The sequence below is a fragment of the Pseudomonas sp. HMWF021 genome (assembly GCF_003061005.1).
Lineage (GTDB): Bacteria > Pseudomonadota > Gammaproteobacteria > Pseudomonadales > Pseudomonadaceae > Aquipseudomonas.
In genome coordinates, this window is sequence record NZ_QAIK01000183.1 from 82,009 (window position 1) to 102,728 (window position 20,720).

Annotated in this window: 7 protein-coding genes; 4 read left to right on the forward strand and 3 right to left on the reverse strand. The window is 63.4% G+C overall.

From position 1 onward, the window contains the following. Together DBR18_RS26730 and DBR18_RS26740 are read right to left on the reverse strand one after the other, a co-directional pair. Positions 1–8,530, reverse strand: an 8,530-nt coding sequence (locus tag DBR18_RS26730) for an amino acid adenylation domain-containing protein (protein WP_256589006.1), incomplete at its 3' end; no start/stop codon positions are given. 245 nt (positions 8,531–8,775) lie between these two features. Continuing rightward, a complete protein-coding gene (locus tag DBR18_RS26740) occupies positions 8,776–15,189 on the reverse strand; it encodes a non-ribosomal peptide synthetase (protein WP_108592573.1) in 6,414 nt (2,137 codons plus the stop codon). Between the two features lie 488 nt (positions 15,190–15,677). On the opposite strand from DBR18_RS26740, the gene DBR18_RS26745 reads away from it, so the two are divergent. The 4 genes from DBR18_RS26745 to DBR18_RS26760 all read left to right on the forward strand — a co-directional run bounded on the left by DBR18_RS26745 (position 15,678) and on the right by DBR18_RS26760 (position 19,223). After that, entirely contained in the window at positions 15,678–16,472 is a 795-nt protein-coding gene (locus tag DBR18_RS26745; protein ID WP_108592574.1) for a helix-turn-helix transcriptional regulator, read from the forward strand. 103 nt (positions 16,473–16,575) lie between these two features. Further along, complete coding sequence (locus DBR18_RS26750; RefSeq protein WP_108592575.1) at positions 16,576–17,982, forward strand: efflux transporter outer membrane subunit; 1,407 nt, start codon at positions 16,576–16,578, stop codon at positions 17,980–17,982. 156 nt (positions 17,983–18,138) lie between these two features. Continuing rightward, positions 18,139–18,744 (forward strand): SCO family protein, encoded by a 606-nt coding sequence (locus DBR18_RS26755; RefSeq protein WP_108592576.1) that lies wholly within the window; start codon positions 18,139–18,141, stop codon positions 18,742–18,744. Next, positions 18,744–19,223 (forward strand): copper chaperone PCu(A)C, encoded by a 480-nt coding sequence (locus DBR18_RS26760; protein ID WP_108592577.1) that lies wholly within the window; start codon positions 18,744–18,746, stop codon positions 19,221–19,223. Before DBR18_RS26755 ends, DBR18_RS26760 begins: the two co-directional genes overlap by 1 nt. A gap of 152 nt (positions 19,224–19,375) precedes the next feature. Here DBR18_RS26760 and DBR18_RS26765 read toward each other — a convergent pair whose 3' ends face one another. Further along, positions 19,376–20,392 carry an ABC transporter substrate-binding protein gene (locus tag DBR18_RS26765; RefSeq protein WP_108592578.1) on the reverse strand — a complete coding sequence of 339 codons (1,017 nt, stop codon included), beginning with the start codon at positions 20,390–20,392 and terminating at the stop codon, positions 19,376–19,378. Between the last annotated feature and the right edge of the window lie 328 nt (positions 20,393–20,720).

Consider the following 20,720-nt stretch of genomic DNA (forward strand, 5'->3'; position numbering starts at 1 on the left):
CGGTCGAACCCGAGGTGTAGATCACGTAGGCCAGATGCGCCGGGGTCAGCGTCGGCAGTTGCGGATTGGTAGCCGGCAGGTGTTGCCAGAGGGCGTTGTCCAGATCGATCACCGGCACCCGGCCCAGCAATTCGCGGGTCGAGACCTGCGCCAGCACTGCCACCGGATCGCTGTCCTGCAACAGGTACGCAATGCGCTCCGCCGGATACGCCGGATCAATCGGCACGTAACCGGCCCCGGCCTTGAGAATCGCCAGCAGCGCCACCAGCATGTGCGGGCTGCGTTGCAGGCACACGGCAATCCGGTCGTCCGGTTGCACGCCGAGGCCGAGCAAGTGATGGGCCAGGCGATTGGCCTGCTGATTGAGCTGCGCGTACGTCAGTTGCTGCGTGCCCTGCACCACCGCCAGCGCCTGTGGCTGCTGCTCGGCCTGCACTTGCACCAGCGCCTGAATCGTTGCCCCGCGCGGGTATGCCGCTGCGGTCGGATTGAAACCGACCAGCAAGCGCTCGTATTCCTCCACCGAAAGAATCGGCAAACGGTTGAGCGGACGTTGCGGCGCCTGTTCCAGCGCATGCACCAGATGCTCCAGCGTGGTGTGCATGTAGCCACAGATGCGCTGCGCGCCGACCTGCGCCAACGCCAGCACGGTCAGGGAAAAGCCGTCGCCCAGATCATCGACGCTGAGGGTCAGCGGATAGTTGCTGCGCTCTTCGCCACCGAGCAACTGCACGCCTTCCCAGATGCCCTGACCGTCACGCGGTTGCGCCTCGGCGACGGTATGCCGGTAGTTGAGCAAGGCGCTGAACAGCGGTGCGCCGGAGACTGCGCTGCAAAGTTGGGCCAGCGCCAGTGGCGCGTGTTCATGGGCGAGTAATGCCGTCAGCCGTGCGTGGGTAGTCTTGACCGCAGCGCGCACGCCTTCGCTGACATCCACGCGCAGCGGCAAGGTGTTGATGAACACCCCCAGCGTGCGGTCGGCACCCTCGCCGCCCTGCATCCGCCCCAACAGCACCGTGCCGAACACCACGTCGCGGCGGTTGGCAAGCACGCCCAGCACCTGCGCCCAGGCCAGGTGCATCAGGCTTGCCGGGCTGACGCCGATTTGCCGGGCCTGCTCGCGCAGACGCAGGGTCAACCCGGCATCGACGGCTTGCCCGGCTTCCTCAATGGCGCCGCCATCGCCTTGCACGTCGTGCAGGCCGAATGGCAGGGTCGGTTCATCGATATCGCCGAGCATGTCGCGGAAGAACGCTTCGTGTTCCTGCTCACTGGCGCCCAGACGTGCCTGCGCCACGTAGTTGCGGTACGGCGTCGGCGTGCCGAGGCTGTCGGCCTGATTGAACATGAACGCGCGCATTTCCTGACCCACCACTTCCATGGCGGTGTGGTCGAGGATCAAATGCTGGAACAGGATGATCGCCACCACCCGTTGCTGCGCCGGGTCTTCGGCGTAGACGATGCGCATCAGCGGTGCCTGGCTCAGGTCGAGGCGGTTGTACCGGGCGTCGAAACGCGCGTGCAACTGTTCGAGCACATCACCCTGCGCCGGATCCAGCGCCACCGCTTGCACCACCAGCGGCGCCTCGCGCCAGACCACTTGCTGCGGGCTCGCCAGGCCTTCCCAGACCACGCTGGTGCGCAGAATGTCGTGACGCGCGATGACCTTTTGCAGGTTGTCGGCAAAGCCCCGCAAACGCTCAAGACTGTCGAACGCCAGCCGCGATTGCAGCAGGTATGGATCGCCCTGCTCAGCGCTCAGGTGGTGATAAAGAATGCCTTCCTGCAACGGCGCCAGCGGATAAATGTCCTGCACGTTCGCCGCTCCACCCGGCACCGTGGCAACGATGCGCTCGATACTGGCCTGGTCGAGTTCGGTCAGGCTGAGCATGTCCGGGGTGATGCGGGTGCAGCCCGGCGGAATGCGATTGGCCGGCACGTCGATTTCGCGCCCGCTGCCCACGGCGGCGGCCAGCGCAGCCAGGGTCGGCTGGCTGAACAGCGCGCGCACATCGGCGCTGAGGCCGATCTGACGCATGCGTTCGATCAGGCTCACCGCCAGCAGCGAATGCCCGCCCAGTTCGAAGAAATTATCCTGGCGCCCGACGCGCTCGACTTTCAGCACGTCGATCCAGATCTGCGCCAGCGCGGTTTCCACCCCCCCTTCTGGCGCCTGATATTCGCGGCTGAGCCATGCGCCGTGCTCCGGCTCAGGCAAGGCCTTGCGGTCGATCTTGCCATTGGCGGTCAGCGGCAATGCGTCCAGACGCACGTAAGCCGCCGGCAGCAGCGCATCCGGCAAGCGAGCCTGCAAATGCGTGTGCAACTGTTGAATATCGACTGCCGTGCGCTCGGTGAACCACGCAATCAGCCGCCCTTCGCGAACCAGCACAACGGCTTCCTGCAGCGCAGCGTGGCTGCCGAGCGCGGCTTCGATTTCACCCAATTCAATACGCACACCACGCAACTTGACCTGATCATCGTTGCGCCCCAGGTACTCGATGTTACCGTCGGCCAGCCAACGCGCCTGATCGCCGGTGCGGTACATGCGCGCCTGTGGCTCGTCGCTGAACGGGTCGATCAGGAAGTGCCCAGCGCTCAGCTCGGGACGATTCAGATAACCGCGCGCCACGCCCGCCCCGCCAACATACAACTCGCCCGCCACGCCCACCGGCACTGGACGCTGCTCGGCGTCCAGCACATAGACTTTGGCGTTGGCAATCGGGCGGCCGATATGCAGCGGCTGATCCAGTTCGACCCGGCCCGAGGTGGCAACCACCGTGGCTTCGGTCGGGCCATAGTTGTTGATCACGTCGAAGGTTTGCGCACGATTGAACTGACGCAGTCGGTCACCGCCGATCAGCAGCGTACGCAAGGTCGGGTGCTGCAATTGACGGCTGAACGCGTATTCGGCCACTGGCGTCGGCAGGAAGCTGACCTGCAACGGCTGCGCGCACCACCAGTCGAGCAACTCGTCGAGGTGCTCGCTGCGGATCGACTGCGGCGGCAGGTGCAAGGTCGCGCCCACGCACAGCGTCGGCCAGACTTCCCAGGCCATGGCGTCGAAACCGAATCCGGCGACACTCGCGGTCTGGCTGCCGGCCTGCAAATCAAAGGCTTCAGCGTGCCAGTGCACGAGGTTTTCCAGCGTCGCATGCTCGACCATCACGCCTTTCGGTTGGCCGGTGGAGCCGGAGGTGTAGATCACGTAAGCCAGATGGTTCGGCGTCAATGCCGGCACCTGCGGATTGGTATCCGACAGGTGCTGCCAGAGGTCGTTGTCCAGATCGATGACCGGCACGCCACCGAGCAGATCGCGGGTCGATGCCTGCGCCACAACCGCCACCGGGGCGCAGTCCTGCAACAGGTAGGCGATGCGTTCCGGCGGATACGCCGGATCGACCGGCACATAACCGGCGCCGGCCTTGAGGATCGCCAGCAGCGCCACCAGCATGTCCGGGCTGCGCCGGGCACACAGGGCGACCCGATCATCGGGCTGCACACCAAGGCCGATCAGGTGATGCGCCAGGCGATTGGCCCGTTGATTGAGTTCGCCATAGCTCAACCGCTGCGCCCCTTGCAGCGCCGCCAAGGCTTCGGGATGCGCGGCCGCCTGGGCCTCGAACAAACACTGCACGGTTTGCGCCGGCGGGTATTGGCGACCGGTGATGTTAAACCCGACCAGGACCCGCTGGCGTTCGCTCGGCGACAGCACCGAGATCTGCCGCAGCGGCGTTGCTGGCGTGTGCTCCAGCGCCGTCAGCAGATTGTGCAACGCGGTCTGCAGGTAATCGCAGACCCGCGCGCCATCCACTTGCGGCACGGCTTGGACGCTCAGACGGAAACCTGCGCCGAGATCATCGACGCTGACCACCAGCGGATAGTTGCTGCGCTCGCGGGAGCTGAGAATCTCGATCCCGTCCCAGGCCACGCCTGCCGGCTCCGCCGCGCTGTGACGGTAGTTGAGCAAGGTGCTGAACAGCGGCAGCGAAGCCGACACACCGCTGCAACGCTGAGCCAGCGCCAGTGACGCCTGCTCGTGCGCCAGCAGTTGCGCCAGTCGCTCATGAGTAGCGCGCACGCCTTGCTGCACCGCGGTCGCGCCAGCGCTGACCCGCAGCGGCAAGGTGTTGATGAACATGCCAAGTGCGCGGTCGGCGCCCTCGCCGCCCTGCATGCGCCCCAGCAGCACGGTGCCGAACACCACGTCCTCACGGCCCGAGACCTTTGCCAGCACCTGGCCCCAGGCCTGGTGCACCAGGCTGGCCGCGCTGATGCCGAGGCGGCGCGCCTGTTCGCGCAGGCGCCGGGCAACATCGGCGTCCAGCACCTGCACGCTGTCGACAATGGTGCTGCCGTCGCCATGCACGTCCTGCACACCGAAGACCACGGTCGGCTCGTCGATGTCGCCGAGCATGTCGCGGAAGAACGCCTCATGCGCCTGGGCATTGGCCTGCTGTTGCGCCTGCGCCACGTAGTGGCGGTACTGCACCGGCGTCGGCAGATCGGCGCCGCTCGGGTACAGGCTGTCGTTCATTTCCGCCAGCAGCACTTCCAGTGCGGTGTGGTCGAGCACGATGTGGTGCAGCAACAGGATGCCGACCCAGCGCTGCTGTTCACGGTCTTCGGTGTAGGCCAGACGCATCAGCGGTGCGCGGCGCAGGTCGAGGCGGTAGTGACGCGGATCGAAACGTGCCTGCATCTGCTCCAGCACATCGCCTTCCAGCAGGTCGGCGTCGATCCGTTCCAGTGCCAGCGGCGCCTCGCGCCAGACCACTTGCACCGGCTCCTCGAGTCCTTCCCAGACCACGCTGGTGCGCAGAATGTCGTGGCGTTCGATCACCGCGTTGAGGGCGCGGACGAAAGCCTTGATCTGTGCCAGACCGGCGAAAGCAAATTGCGCCTGCAACACGTACGGATCCCCGGCGCTGGTCGCCAGGTGGTGGTAGAGAATCCCCGCCTGCAACGGGGCGAGGCCATAGATGTCCTGCACATTGCCGACGCCGCCTGGCACAGTGGCGACCACGCGGTCGATGGCGGCCTGATCCAGCGAGGCCAGCGGCAGCATGTCCGGGGTGATCTGCGTGCAATCGGCAGGTATCAGGTTGTCCGGCACCCGCACGCCGTGGCTGTCACCCAGGGTAGCGGCCAGTGCCGCCACGCTCGGCTGGCCGAACAGCACGCGCACGTCGCACTGCAAGTCGTGCTGACGCATGCGTTCGATCAGTTTCACCGCCAGCAGCGAATGGCCGCCGAGTTCGAAGAAGTTGTCGTGGCGCCCGACCTGCTCAACCCCGAGCAAGGTTTGCCAGATGCCGGCGATCAGGGTTTCCACTTCTCCCGCTGGGGCTTCGAAACCACGACGGGCGAAGGCATCGCTGTCCGGTTGTGGCAAGGCCTTGCGATCAAGTTTGCCGTTAGTGGTCAGTGGTAAAGCATCAAGGCGCACAAACGCGCTCGGCACCATGTAGTCGGCCAGCGACAGCAGCAACTCGTCGCGCAATTGCGCGGCGCTCGGCTCAGTGCCTGCGGCGGCCAGCCAGTAGGCCACCAGACGCTTGTCACCGGGGCTGTCTTCGCGAGCGATCACCACCGCTTCGCGCACACCGGCGCAGGCTGCGAGGCGAGCTTCGATTTCACCGAGTTCGATGCGGAAACCACGGATCTTCACTTGATCGTCATTACGCCCCAGGTATTCGAGGCTGCCGTCCGTGGTCCAGCGCGCCAAGTCACCGGTCTTGTACAGGCGTGCTTCAGCACGGCCACTGAACGGGTCGGCAATAAAACGCTCGGCGGTCAGCGCCTCGCGGTTGAGGTAGCCGCGGGCAACCCCGGCACCACCGACGTACAACTCGCCGATCACGCCGGCCGGCACCGGTTCGCGCTGCGCGTCGAGCACGTACAGTTGCAGGTCGGGAATGCCCACACCGATCGGGCTGCGCCCCACCAGCAGCGCATCGGCTGCTTCCAGTGGGCGGTAGGTGACGTGCACCGTGGTTTCAGTGATGCCATACATGTTTACCAGCCGCGTACCGGCATTGGCGACCCGCGCGTACCACGGTTTGAGCAGGCCCGGTTCCAGGGCTTCGCCGCCGAAGATCACCTCGCGCAGCGAGTGCTGCAACGGGCTGCGGCCCTGCGCGGCGATCAACTGGCGGAAGGCACTCGGGGTCTGATTGAGCACAGTCACACCGCTGCGGCACAGCAAGGCGTAGCAATCATCCGGCGAGCGGCTGACAGCCTGCGGCACCAGCAACAAGTGGCCGCCAAACGCCAGCGCACCCCAGATTTCCCACACCGAGAAGTCGAAGGCGAAGGAATGGAACAGCGCCCACACGTCTTGCGGGTTGAAGTTGAACCAGTCGTGGGTCGCCGAAAACAGACGCGTGACGTTGCGGTGTTCGACCATCACACCCTTGGGCTGCCCGGTGGAGCCCGAGGTGTAGATCACATAAGCGAGATGGTGTGGGGTCAGTTCGGGAATTTGCGGATTGCTGGTCAGTTCGGCCTGCAACTGCACGCTGTCGAGATCGATGACCGGCACGTTGAGTGCGCCAACCCGCTCCAGCGTATCGGCCTGGGTCAGCACCGCCACCGGGGCGCTGTCCTGCAAGGTGTAGGCGATGCGCTCCAGTGGATACGCCGGGTCGATCGGCACGTAACCGGCGCCGGCCTTGAGGATACCGAGCAGGCCGATGATCATTTGCGGGCCGCGTTCGACGCAGATTGCCACGCGCTGATCCGGGCGAATCCCCAGCGCCAGCAGATGATGCGCAACCTGATTGGCGCGACGATTGAGTTCGCCGTAGCTCAGCGCCTGCTCTTCAAACAGCAGCGCTGTGGCCTCGGGTCGCGCCGCCGCGTGGGCCTCGAACTGCTGATGAATCAGCGGCGTTTGCGGGAACTGCGGCAACGGCGAGTTGACCCCGTGCAGCAGATATTCACGTTCGGCGGCCGGCAGAATGTTCAGACGTTGCAGCGGCGCATCCGGGGTCGCATGCAAAGCTTGCAGCAGGCTGTGCAACGCGGTGTGCAGATAACCGGCGATGCGTTCGGCGCTCAGCGCTGCATCCGCCAGCGCGGTGATGCGCAGGTCCTCGCCGAGGTCGTCGATGTTGACCGTCAGCGGGTAGTTGGTGCGTTCGCGGGCGCCCAGCACGTGCACGCCGGGGGCCAGTTCGCTGATTTCGGCGATTTCTTCGCTGCTGCTGTGGCGATAGTTGAGGATCGCGCTGAACAACGGCGTCGGCACCGCCACCGCGCTGCAACGCTGGGCCAGCGCCAGCGAGGTCTGCTCATGGCCGAGCAACGCGCTCAGGCGTCGGTGCGTCGCCAGCACCCCGGCACGCACGCCGTCCTGCCCGACATCCACCCGCAGCGGCAACGTGTTGATGAACATCCCCAGCGCCTGTTCGCCGCCTTCACCCGCCTCCATCCGCCCCAGCAGCACGGTGCCGAACACCACTGCCGTGCGGCCCGACAACTGGCCGAGCACCCGCGCCAGCGCCAGGTGCATCAGGCTCGCGACACTGACCCCGAGCTGGCGCGCCTGGCCGCGCAGTTGCCGGCTGAAGTCGGTGTCGAGCATCAGCACGCCTTCTTCGATGCCTTGTCCGTCGCCTTGCACATCCTGCAGACCGCAGGGCAAGGTCGGCTCGTCGATGTCGGCGAGCATTTCGCGGAAGAACTGCTCGTGGGTCTGTTCGTCCAGGCTCAGGCGCGCCTTGGCGAGGTGATCGCGGTACGGCACCGCCGGCCCGACCTGCGCCGCCTCGCCGAGCAGATGCGCACGGGTTTCCCGGCGCACCACGTCGAGGGCGACGTGGTCCATGATCAAGTGATGGAACAGCAACAGGGCGACCACGCGTCCGTTGAGCGGATCCGTGGCATACACCAGACGCAGCAGTGGCGCCTGTTGAATATCCAGACGCAGGAATCGGGGATCGTGGCGCTCCAGCAGTTGCGTCAGCACATCCTCGCCCGGTTCGAGCAGGATTTCTTCGCAGTGCAATGTCGCATGCCGCTGCACCACCTGCAGCGGTTCATCCAGGCGTTCCCAGACGAACGAAGTGCGCAGGATGTCGTGGCGTTCGATCATCCATTGCAGCGCTTCGGCGAAGGCCTCCAGACGTTCGCGACTGTCGAAAGCGAACCGCGCTTGCGACACGTAGGGGTCGCCGGCGGGCGCCGACAAATGCAGGTAGAGCATGCCTTCCTGCAAGGGCGCCAGCGGGTAGATGTCCTGCACATTGGCAGCGCCACCGGGCACGTTGGCGACGAGGCGATCGATGGTCGGCTGATCCAGCGTCACCAGCCCCAGCATGTCCGGGGTGATGCGAAACGCCGGGCTCAACCAGTCACCGCCATGGCTGGCGACCAGCTCCCGCAGTTGCGCCTTGTGTTCGCTGAGGCTGTCCCACAACGCATCGTCCAGGGCGTCGTCGCTGCCCAGAATGACCAGGTCTTCATCTTCCTGTTGAAGGCGGATCGCATGGGTGGAAATAACAGCCATCAGTTCGCTGAAATGCATGGGATAACCTGCTGTAAATACGAGAAAAAGGAGCGCGCAGCCGCGAGTCCGTGCTTGAAGCGCGCAGCCTGGAAAAACTAAAACATCGGGGCTTGAGGGGCTGACATGGGAAGCGGGGACAAGCCGCCGGCCTTGGCGCCGCAATCCCCCAGTAGGAGCTGCCGCAGGCTGCGATCTTTTGATTTGGCTTTTGAAGATCAAGATCAAAAGATCGCAGCCTGCGGCAGCTCCTACAGGGGTTTGGGTCAGAGCCGGCGTTTGCGGGCGAGGCTCGGGATGGTGGTTTGCGGGATGACCACTTGCTGCGCCTCGGGTGTGGTACTGAGCGCCAGCGCCGCCAGCGTCGGCTGGCTGAACAGCGCTCGGGCATCGGTGTGCAAGCCGTTTTGGCGCATGCGCGCCACCAGACTTACCGCCAGCAATGAATGCCCGCCGAGTTCGAAGAAGTTGTCGTGACGACCGACCTGTTCGACGCCCAGCACCTCGCCCCAGATCCGCGCCAGCGTGGTTTCGACTTCACCCTGTGGCGCCACGTATGGGCGATTGATCACCGCGTCCGCCCCCGGTTCGGGCAGTGCCTTGCGGTCGATCTTGTCGTTTGGCGTCAGTGGCAAGGCGTCGAGCCGCACGAACGCGCCGGGCACCATGTACTCCGGCAAACGCTCCAGCACATGGGCGCGCAAGGTCTCCAGACTTGGTGTTTCTACACCCGAGCGCACGGTGTACCACGCCACCAGACGCTCATCGCGCACCATTACCACCGCTTGGCGAATCGCCGGATGCTCGATCAGCCGCGCCTCGATTTCCCCCGGTTCCAGACGCAGGCCACGCAGCTTGATCTGGAAGTCGTTGCGGCCGAGAAATTCCAGCTCGCCGTGGTGGTTGTAGCGCGCCAGATCGCCGGTGCGGTACAGGCGATCCCCCGCAACAAACGGGCTGTCGATGAAGCGCTCGGCCTGCATTTGCGGCAAGCCGTGATAACCCCGCGCGACACCGACGCCGCCAATGTGCAACTCACCGCTGACGCCTTGCGGCACCGGCTGACCGTACGCGTCGAGCACGTACAAACGGGTGTTGCTCAGGGCTTTTCCGATCGGCACCACGTTGTCCGGCACCGGCATATCGAGTTCCAGCGTCCAGCCCGTGCTGTCCACCGTGGTTTCAGTCGGGCCGTAGACGTTATGCAACCGCACCCATGGCAGCCGATCACGCACCTGCCGCGCCAGCGCCGCGCTGAGTTCGCCGCCACCGTTGAGCACATCGGTCAGGCTGGTGCATTGTTCGACACCGTCCTGCTCGATGAACTGCTGCAGCAACGCAGGAACGAATTTGACTACGGTGACCTGTTGCTCGCGAATGGTCTGCACCACATACGCCGAATCGCGGTTGCCGTCCGGCCGCGCCAGCACCAGGCGCATGCCGGAACACAGCGGCCAGAAGATCTCCCACACCGAACTGTCGAAGCTGAACGGCGCCTTTTGCAGCAGCGCACCGTGTTCGGTCGGCGGCGAAATCTGCGAGCCCCAGTGCACCATGTTGCAGGCGCTCCGGTGCTCGATCATCACGCCTTTGGGCAGTCCGGTAGAACCCGAGGTGTAGATCATGTACGCAAGGTTGCAGGCGCTGAGGCCCGGCACCTGCAGGTTGGTTGACGGCTGATGCTCCCAGCGGCTGCGCTCAAGATCGATCACCGGCAAACCCGGCTCGCCCAGCAGTTGCCGCGTCGCGCCGTGCACCAGCAGTGCGACAGGTGCGCTGTCCTGCAACATGTAGTTCAAGCGTTCCAGCGGATAGTCCGGATCCAGCGGCACATAGGCGCCGCCAGCCTTGAGAATACCGAGCAGACCGACCACCAGATCCAGCCCGCGCTCGACGCAGATCGCAACGCGTGAGTCCGGCTGCACGCCGAGTTCGCGCAAGTGATGGGCCAGACGATTGGCGCGTAGGTTGAGTTGCTCATAAGTCAGGCTTTGCTCGCCGGCCTGTGCGGCGATTGCAAAAGGTTTACGCCGCACCTGCGCTTCGAACAACGCCTGCAACGGCTGCTCCAGCGGACAATCGACCTCGGTGGCGTTGAAGGTGATCAGCAAGCGTTGCAACTCCTCGGCTTGCAGGATAGGCAGGCGGTTCAACGGCTGTTGCGGCGTCTGCTCCAGCGCCTGCAGCAAACCGTGCAACGCGGTTTGCATGTAGCCGCAGATCCGTGGCGCGCCGATCTGCGCGACGGTTCTGCCGGTGAGGCGCAAGCCGTTACCAAAGTCGTCCACGCTCATGGTCAGCGGGTAATTGGTGCGCTCTTCGTTGGCCAGGGTTTCGATGCCTTGCCAGGCTTGGCTGGACGGCTCCAGCAGCTCGGATTCGTCACTGTGCCGGTAGTTGAGCAGCGCACTGAACAGCGGCGCCGGTGAGGCGACCCCGCTGCAACGCTGGGCCAGCGCCAGCGAAGCGTGTTCGTGCCCCAGCAATGCGGTCAGCCGCGCATGGGTGGCGCGCACGGCGTCCAGCACCCCGGCATCGACATCGACGCGCAGCGGCAAGCTGTTGATGAACACGCCCAAGGCGCGGTCGGCGCCCTCGCCGCCCTGCATGCGCCCCATCAGCACAGTGCCGAACACCACGCGCTGCTGGCCCGACGTCGCCGCCAGCACTCGCGCCCACGCCAGATGAATCAGACTGGCAACGCTGACACCGGCCTGCCGTGCCTGAGTGCGAAGGCGCTGATACGTCTCAACCGGCAGCGTCTGCTGCGCCTCCTCGATACCCCGACCGTCGCCCTGCACTTCCTGCAAGCCGAACGGCAGCGTCGGCTCATCGATGTCCGCCAGTTGCTCGCGGAAAAACGCCTCGTGTTCCTGTTCGCTGACGCCCAGACGCGCCTGCGCCACGTAATTGCGATACGGCACCGGCGGCGCCAGCGCCACGATTTGCCCGGACAGGCTGGCCTGCATCTCTTCGCGCATTACTTCCAGGGCGATGTGGTCCATCGCCAGGTGATGGAACAGCAAAATCCCCACCACCCGATCCAGCGCCGGATCGCGGGCGTACACCAGACGCATCAGCGGCGCCTGGCTGACATCGAGGCGATAGCGCCGGGCATTGAAGCGTTCGTGCAACTGCTCGAGGATCGGGCCATTGACCGGGTCCAGTTCTACTTCCTGCAACGGCACAATCGCCTCGCGCCACACCACCTGCAGCGGTGTGGTCAGGCCTTCCCAGAGCACTGCGGTGCGCAGAATGTCGTGGCGCGCCATGACCTGACGCAGCGCCGCAGCGAAGGCCTCGACCCGCTCGATGCTGTCGAACGCCAATTGCGATTGCAGCAGGTACGGGTCGCCCTGCGCGGCGGTGATGTGGTGATAGAGAATGCCTTCCTGCAACGGCGCCAGCGGGTAGATGTCCTGCACGTTGGCCGCACCACCCGGCACTGTCGCGACAACCCGGTCGATGGTCGGCTGATCCAGTTGCACCAGGGTCAGCATCTGCGCAGTGATGTGCGTGCAATCGGCGGCGATGCCGTTGGCCGGCACTTCGATTTCACGACCGCTACCGACCGAAGCCGCCAGCGCCGCGAGCGTTGGCTGACTGAACAGCACCCGCACGTCGCTGCTCATTTCAAGCTGACGCATGCGCTCGATCAGAATCACCGCCAGCAGCGAATGCCCGCCCAGCTCGAAGAAGTGGTCGTGACGCCCGACCCGCTCCACTTGCAGGACCTCGGCCCAGATCTGCGCCAGGGCGGTTTCGACCTCGCCTTGTGGCGCTTCGTACTCGCGGCGGATCAGATCCTGCGGCCCCGGGGCCGGCAGCGCCTTGCGATCGACCTTGCCGTTGGCGGTCAGCGGCAACGCCGGCAGACGCACATAGGCGCTGGGCAGCATGGCGCTGCTCAGGCGAGTTTTCAGGTGTGCATGCAACTGGCTGATGTCCAGCGGCGCCTGCTCGGTGAACCACGCCAGCAATTGCCCGTCGCGCACCAGCACCACCGCTTCGCGCACCGCTGCATGACTGGCAAGTGCAGTTTCGACTTCTCCGGGTTCGATCCGTACACCACGGATTTTCACCTGATCGTCATTGCGCCCCAGAAACTCCAGATTGCCGTCGGTGCGCCAGCGCGCAAGGTCGCCGGTGCGGTACAGGCGCGCGCCCGGCTCAGCGCTGAACGGATCGCGCAGAAAGCGTTCGGCGGTCAGGTCCGCGCGGTTCAGGTAACCACGCGCCACGCCAGCGCCACCCACGTACAACTCGCCACTCACACCGATCGGCACCGGTCGCTGCTGCTCGTCGAGCAGGTACACCGTGGCGTTACTCACCGGTTTGCCGATGTGCAGCGTCTGTCCGGCGTCGAGACGTCCTGAAGTCGCCACCACCGTCGCTTCGGTGGGGCCGTAGTTGTTGATGACTTCGAACGATTGCGCACGCGGGAACTGACGCAGTCGATCACCACCGATCAGCAGCGTGCGCAGCGTCGGGTGATCGAGCTGGCGACTGAAGGCGTATTCGGCAATGGGCGTCGGCAGGAAACTCACCTCCAGCGGCTGCGCACGCCACCAGTCGAGCAACGCCTCAATGTCTTCGCTGCCTTCAGTGACGGGGGCCAGATGCAAGGTCGCGCCCACGCACAGCGCTGGCCAGACCTCCCAGGCCATGGCATCGAAACCGAACCCGGCAAGGCTCGACGTATGGCTACCGGCACGCAGATCGAACACGTCGGCGTGCCAGTCGATCAGATTGCACAGGGTTCGGTGTTCCACCATCACCCCTTTGGGCAGCCCGGTCGAGCCAGAGGTGTAAATCACATAAGCGAGGTTTGCCGGTGTCAGCCCCGGCACTGTCGGCGCACCGTCACTGGTGCCGGACCAGGTCGGGTGATCCAGCTCGATCACCGGCACCGACAACGCCGGCAGATGACTGCGCAGCGCACTCAGGGTCAGCACCGCCCGTGGCGCGCTGTCGTTCAGCAGATAGCTCAAGCGTTCGGCCGGATGCGCCGGGTCAAGCGGCACGTACGCGGCACCGGCCTTGAGAATCGCCAACAGCCCCACCAGTGTGTCGAGCCCGCGCCGGGCGACGATTGCCACCCGGTCATCCGGACGCACCCCGAATTCAAGAAGATGATGGGCCAGCGCATTGGCACGCAGATCAAGCTCGGCATACGTCAGGCTCTGCCCTTGCTGAACCGCCGCCAGTGCCTGTGGCCGTTGCGTCGCCTGCGCCTGGATACGCTGCTGGAGGGTCGCCGGGGCCGGGTAGGCCACCCGTGTCGCATTCCACTGTTGCAGCAAGGCGATTTCCGCCGGGCTACTCAGGCTGAAATCCGCTACCGGCAAGTTCACCGCCTCCAGCCCTTGTTCCAGAATCAGCAACCAGCGCTCGGCCAGTGCCTTGACTTCATCGGCGCTGAAATACGCCTGGCTGTAGATCAGGTACAAGCGAGCGTCGTCGTTGGCAAGACTGCTCAGCAGGTGCACCGCCAGCGGTGTGGCTTCTTCCAGATTCGAGGCCTTGATGATCCGCCCCGACGCCTCGCCGTAGCGATAATCGTGAGTGCCCTGTTCATAGGACACCGTGACCTCGAACAGCTGCGAACGCTCCTCACGCAGCAGGCCCAGGGCACGGTTCATCTCACTGACGGGGAAACGCTGATGCCGAAAAGTCTTTTTCAACTCATCGCGAATGGACCGGATCAGTTCACCAAACGTCTGTTCACGGCCAAACCCCATGCGCACTGCACTGACCTGCGCGAACAGCCCCAGAGTGGATTTGAATCGCGCCCCGGAGCGGTTGAGGATCGGCAACCCCACCACCCATTCGTCACGCTGCGCGGTACGGCTGAAGTAAACATGCAGCGCCGCCAGCAGCACATGAAACGCCGAGGCGCCATACGCCCGGGCAACCTGCTTCATGCGCTCGTGCAGCAGCGTCGGTAATGGCTGCGTGTAGACCTGCGTTTGCGCGGCGTTGCCGGCCAGGTTCTGTTGACGGCGCGGCAGCAGCAATGGCTCGGGCAATTCTCGGTACTTGTCCAGCCAGTAGGCGCGGTCCTGCGCATGACGCGGTGAAACCTGATAACGCGCATCGTCCTCGATGAAGTCGATGTACGACGGCGCCCGGTCCGGTGCCTGTTGGCCGTGCGCCAAGGCGTTATAGATCTGGTCCAGCGACTTGAACATTTCGCCGAAGCTCCAGCCATCGATGATCAAGTGATGGGCCTGTACCGACAGCCAATGCCGCTCGGCGTCAAGGCGGATCAGCAGAAACCGGAACAGGCAGCCGCCGTCCAGCACAAAGGGCTGATCGATGCGCGCCTGCACCAATGCCCGCGCCGCCGACTCCGGGTCGGCGTGCGCCGACACATCGTGAGTGGGCATCGGCGCGGGCAATGCGTGGGCAAACCGCTGCAAAGGCAGGCCATCAGCCCCGGCGCCCGGCAACAGGATCGTGCGCAGGGCGTCATGCCGGGCCACCAGGGCCTGGAGGGCAGCCTGCATCCGTGCCGGATCCAGCGGGCCGCTCAGTTCCATGTATCCGCCAATGTTGTACAGCGGCGAATCACCGCGACTCAGCTGATCCAGCCAGATATCCAGCTGCGCAGCGCTCAGCGGAAAAGTCTGGAGCGACGCGGACGGGGTGTCCGCCGCAAGGGCAGAAATAGGCGGCATAAGGTGCTTCTCATCGGATTTTGCGCTTATTCAAGCATCGGCCGGGTTGCCGACATGACACGTGAAACCCGGACAACCTCTGCTCGCTGCGTGCCCTCTGAACACTTGTTGAATCCGGTTCAGCCAGAAGCCTCTAAAAGTGCGGAGAGGAAATACTGAAAAACTTGTAGGAAAAATGCCATGCGTCAGCGCTGCCATCGACCTGCGCTGTTATCTCGATGCAAGGGTCATGTCCCGGTTTTAAAGGCTTCTACGTGACCAAACAGTCATGTAACGCGCATCACCTGTACCAAATGGCGTCAGAAGGCCGGCGCCAACTTTCAGAAATGATGGCACTTTGTGTCCCTGTTTCCCCCTACAGACGTAGGACAAATCCATAGGCCTAATCCGGCTCCAGATCAGGTTCAAGGAGAAAAGATCGCGTGGGAGGTTTTTACCGGCATGGCGGGCCATTCGGCGATGAAACTATTTCAAGGATGACCAGAGATATGAATCTGACCGGCAGCATTCGCGACATGGAAAAGCCGCATTTTTACTGGCAACTGGGAGAACTGATCGCCAGCACGGGCGATGATCATTTCGCCACCAACCTGTTCCAGCTGGTCAATCCTCTGGTGCCGGTCAACCGGGTCGATCTGAGTGAGTGGACGCTGGATGAGCGTCAGGCCAGTGTGGTCGAGATCAAACCCCTGGGCAGCGCCGGTGGATCGCAGTCCGTTTCGCCGCCGGATCCGCTGCAGCATCCAGACGAGCATCCACTGCTGCAAAAGATGATCGAGATGAGCGACTCGCTGTTGATCCAGTTGAAAACCCCGCCTCAGCCCCGGCATCCGCAGCACAGCGTGCATCAGTGCAATCTGGTGTCGCGCACTTCAAATCGCCGCTGCGTCATCTCGTTCTTCCGGCCACATACCCACCGGGTATTTTCCCTGCCGGAGCTGTCGTTCCTGAAAAACCTGTCCGACACCCTGCTGCCGTTGATCGAACGCCACGCGAAGATCAGTCGGCAAACCGTCGCCCGCCAACCGCGCCTGCCGTCGGCCGAACTCGATCAGGCGCCCTTGCAGCAAGTGTTCGACGAGCGCCTGACGCTGGGCAGAATCGTGCTGTCGGTGCGCGAAAAAGAAGTGTGCCTGGGTTTGCTGACCGGCGGCACGGTGCCGCAAATGGCAGAAAAACTTCAGGTCAAGAGCAGCTCGATCCAGACCTACCTCAAGCGTGCCACGGCCAAGCTGGGGGTCAGCGGGCGGCACGGGCTGGCGAAGTGGATGGCCGGGGCGTAATCCCCAGGTCATCGAGCCGATGTTTTCGATGGTTTGCGGGGCTGATGCGCCCTGCCCCGACGGTGCCGAGACCGGCATGCCTTTTTCTGCATGAGAGCGTTCGATGCTGCGCATTTCCCTGCTGTCCCTTGCCGTCCTGTTGGCCGGTTGTTCGTTGATCCCCGAGTACCAGCGCCCGCCTTCACCCAGCGCTGCGCAGTATCCGCAAAGCGCCCCGGATGCCGCACAGGCGCAGGTTGCAACCCGCACCGAAGAGTGGCGCACGCTGTTCAGAGACCCGGCCCTGCAACAGTTGATCGAAAGCGCTTTGGTCAACAACCGTGACCTGCGCGTGGCGGCGCTGAACGTCGAAGCGTTTCAGGCGCAATACCGGATCCAGCGTGCCGATCTGCTGCCGGCGGTGTCGGCCAATGCCAGTGAATCGCGCCAACGCATGCCGCCCAGCGTGACCGGCGGCAAGGCGCTGATCAATTCGACTTACGCGGTGAATCTGGGCGTCAGTGCCTACGAGCTGGACTTTTTCGGCCGGGTGCGCAGCCTCAGCGAACAGGCGCTGCAAACCTGGCTGGCGACCGAACAGGCCCGGCGCAGTGCCGAGTTGAGCCTTGTGGCGAACGTCGCCAATGCTTATCTGACCTGGCGCGCCGACCAGGAACTGCTCGAACTGACCCGCCAGACCCTGGCTGCCGATGAGCAGAGTCTGCGCCTGACCACGCGCAACCGTGACGCCGGCAAATCTTCGGCGTTGGAACAGGCGCAGGCGAAAACCAGTGTCGACAGTTCGCGGGCCAATCTGGCGCGTTACAAGCGTCAGGTGGCGCAGGATCTGAACAGCCTGACGCTGCTGGTCGGTGCTCAGGTTCCCGAGAAACTGCCTGCGCAGCCGCTGTCCAGCGATCTGGTGCAACAACTGCCGGCAGGGTTGCCGTCGGATCTGCTGCAACGGCGCCCGGACATTCTGCAGGCCGAGTACCAGCTCAAGGCCGCCAACGCCAATATCGGCGCGGCGCGGGCGGCGTTTTTCCCCAGCGTCAGCCTGACCGCCAGTGCCGGCACCTCCAGCCGTGATCTCTCTGGACTGTTCGGTGCCGGTTCGGGAGCCTGGACGTTCCAGCCGCAAATCAACCTGCCGATTTTCAATGCTGGCAGCCTGCGCGCGAGTCTGGATTATTCGAAGCTGCAGAAAGACGTGACCGTTGCCCAATACGAAAAATCGATCCAGACCGCTTTTCAGGAAGTCGCCGACGGCCTGGCCGCACGCAGCACTTATCAGCAGCAATTGCAGGCGCAGCGCGATCTGGTGCAGGCCACGCAGGACTACTACAACCTGGCGCAGCACCGTTATCAGAACGGTGTCGACAGCAGCCTGACGTTTCTTGATGCGCAGCGTTCGCTGTTCAGTTCGCAGCAAGGCCTGATCACTGACCGGCTGGCGCAACTGGTTGCCGAGGTCAACCTGTACACCGCGCTGGGCGGTGGCTGGCGGGCCGATGAGGCGAATATTCAGTAGGCACTCGTCACTTTTTCTTACACCTTTTGTCGCCCGATCCTGCGCTGCGCGGCGATCCGTGGCCGGCGTCTGCCGTCAGTTTGGTATCATGCGCCGCTTTTACGGTTAACCCCCCGCCAGTCCTGCCGACTGACGGGCTGCAAAAGGCGGTATTAGATGACGGCTTTGTTGACTCGCCGCAACGTGCTTGCGGGAATGGGCGTACTGGGCCTGGGCCTGCTCGCCGGCTGCGACACCCGTGGCCAACTGTCGTACAAGTACGGCAAGGACCTGAGTGACAAGATCCTCGGACGCACCTTCAAGCTGAAGAACACCGACGGCGAAACCATGACGCTGTCGAGCTTTCGCGGGATGATGCCGATGATCTTCTTCGGCTTCACCCAATGCCCGGCCGTGTGCCCGACCACCCTCGCCCGCGCGGCGAAAATCAAGAAGCTGATGGGCAAGGACGGCGACCGTTTGCAGGTGATCTTCATCACCCTGGACCCCGAACGCGATACACCGGAAATTCTCGACGCCTACATGAAGGCCTTCGACCCGAGCTTCGTCGCGCTGTACGGCACCGTCGAAGAAACCAAGGCCACCGCCAAAGAATTCGACGTGTTCTACGAGAAAGTCCCGGCCGGCGATACCTACACCATCTCCCACACGTCCACCAGTTACGTCTACGACTCGCGCGGTCAGTTGCGCCTGGGTCTGTCTGTTTCGCTTTCGGCACAAGAGTGCACGGAAGATTTGCTTACCGTTATGGAGGTCTGCTGATGCACCCCGTCTTGAACAACATCAAACGCGCGGTTTTCGCGGTGTCCCTGCTGGGCCTGGCTTTTCAGGCCAGCGCCCAGACCAAGGTCGATGACGCCTGGGTGCGTGCGACCGTGCCGACCCAATCGGCCAGCGGCGCGTTCATGACCGTCACCGCCGACAGCGACAGCAAGCTGCTCAGCGTTGCCACGCCCATGGCGAAAGACGTGCAGATCCACGAAATGACCATGAAAAATGACGTCATGAGCATGGGCCCGGTGAAGTTCGTCGAACTGCCGGCCGGCAAAGCCGTCAAGCTCGACCCCAACGGCTACCACGTGATGCTGATGGGCCTGACCGGTCAGCTCAAGGAAGGCGAAAGCGTACCGCTGACCCTGACCGTCGAGAACGCCAAGGGCGAGAAAGAAATCATCGAGGTCAAAGCACCGGTTCGCGCGCTGACCAACATGGAAGGTCACGATCACAGCAAGATGCATTGATCTGACTGAACGGCAATAAAAAACGGGGCGGCCTGATTGTTGATCAGTCCGCCCCGTTTTTTTGGCTTCGTGCTTGCGGGCCAATGGGCTCGAATTACACCGAGCCATCATTAAGTCACCTCCCTGGGTTTTCGCTTTTTGGCGAGGCGTTATCAGCTCCCGGCATCGCCATGCGCCTCTTCAAAAAAGTAATCCTTCCAACTGCCGGCCTTGTTCTTCAGCACGCCCAGTTCCTGGAGTTTCTCGGCGTAGATGAACGTACGCTGTGGCACCACCGTGAAGTCTATTTCCGGGTCTTTGACGATTTGCTCGACCAGCGCCAGCGGCAACTTCGACTGCTCTACGCGAATATAGGCCTGGGCAGCTGCGGGTTTGTCGGCCTTGATGATTTTTTCCGCTTCCGCCAACGCGTCGTAGAACGCCTTGTAGGTCTTGGGATTTTCGTCGTGGAATTTTTCCGTGGTGTAGAGCACGTTAAACGTGGCCTGGCCGCCGAGCACGTCGTAGGAACTCAACACTTTGTGCACATTGGGGTTTTGCAGCGCCTGATACTGGAACGGCGGGCTGGAGAAATGCGCGTTGATTTCCGAACCGCCGGCAATCAGCGCCGCCGTGGCGTCCGGGTGCGGCAGGCTGACCGAGATGTCGTCAAATTTCCTGTACTGATCATTGCCGAATTCCCTGGCCGTTTCGATCTGCAAGGTACGCGACTGGAAACCCACGCCCGCCGCCGGTACGGCAATGCGATCCTTGTCACTGAAATCCTTGAGGGTCTTGATATTCGGGTTGTTGGTCAGCAGGTAATTGGGCATCGAGCCGAGCGAGGCAATCGCCTTGACGTTCTGCTTGCCGCGCGTGCGATCCCACACCGTGAGCATCGGCGGCACCCCGGCGGAGACCACGTCCAGTGCGCCGGTCAGCAACGCTTCGTTCATGGCGGTGGCGCCGGAGATACTGTTCCAGTCGACCTTGATCTCCAGCCCCTGCGCCTTGCCGTGTTTTTCGATCAACTGCTGATCACGCACCACATCGAGAATCAGATAACCAATACCGAATTGCTGGGCAATGCTGATCTTGCCTTCGGCCTGGGCGCCGCTGCTGAACAGCAGGTTGCTCGCCAAAGATGCAGCCAACAGCGTCAGCGCAGAACGTTTGATCGGTAGAGACATGACAACCTCGCAGCAGCGGTGAATTTGCGGAAAGGCCGGACTCTATCGCTATAAAAAACAGAAATTAAATACCGTTATCGAATATTCATAGCACCCATGCGTCTGGCAGGCAGAACCTGGCGAGAGACGTCGCCGTACTCATTTAAACAGCCTGAAACAATAAATCTGTCGTCAGGATTGCCCGTGCAATCGCCGCTATCGGGCTGACACCCACATCGGTCACGGCTTCAGAACCTTCTGCCGCACCTGCGAGAGCAGATCAGCCCCGTGTTTAAAAGGGCGATCAGACAGCCCGCCCTTGGTATCATCGCGCACACTTTTATGACGG

Coding starts and splice junctions, on each gene's coding strand:
- DBR18_RS26740 (WP_108592573.1), bottom strand. CDS start 15,189: ATGCCGCCTATTTCTGCCCTTGCGGCGGACACCCCGTCCGCGTCGCTC.
- DBR18_RS26745 (WP_108592574.1), top strand. CDS start 15,678: ATGAATCTGACCGGCAGCATTCGCGACATGGAAAAGCCGCATTTTTAC.
- DBR18_RS26750 (WP_108592575.1), top strand. CDS start 16,576: ATGCTGCGCATTTCCCTGCTGTCCCTTGCCGTCCTGTTGGCCGGTTGT.
- DBR18_RS26755 (WP_108592576.1), top strand. CDS start 18,139: ATGACGGCTTTGTTGACTCGCCGCAACGTGCTTGCGGGAATGGGCGTA.
- DBR18_RS26760 (WP_108592577.1), top strand. CDS start 18,744: ATGCACCCCGTCTTGAACAACATCAAACGCGCGGTTTTCGCGGTGTCC.
- DBR18_RS26765 (WP_108592578.1), bottom strand. CDS start 20,392: ATGTCTCTACCGATCAAACGTTCTGCGCTGACGCTGTTGGCTGCATCT.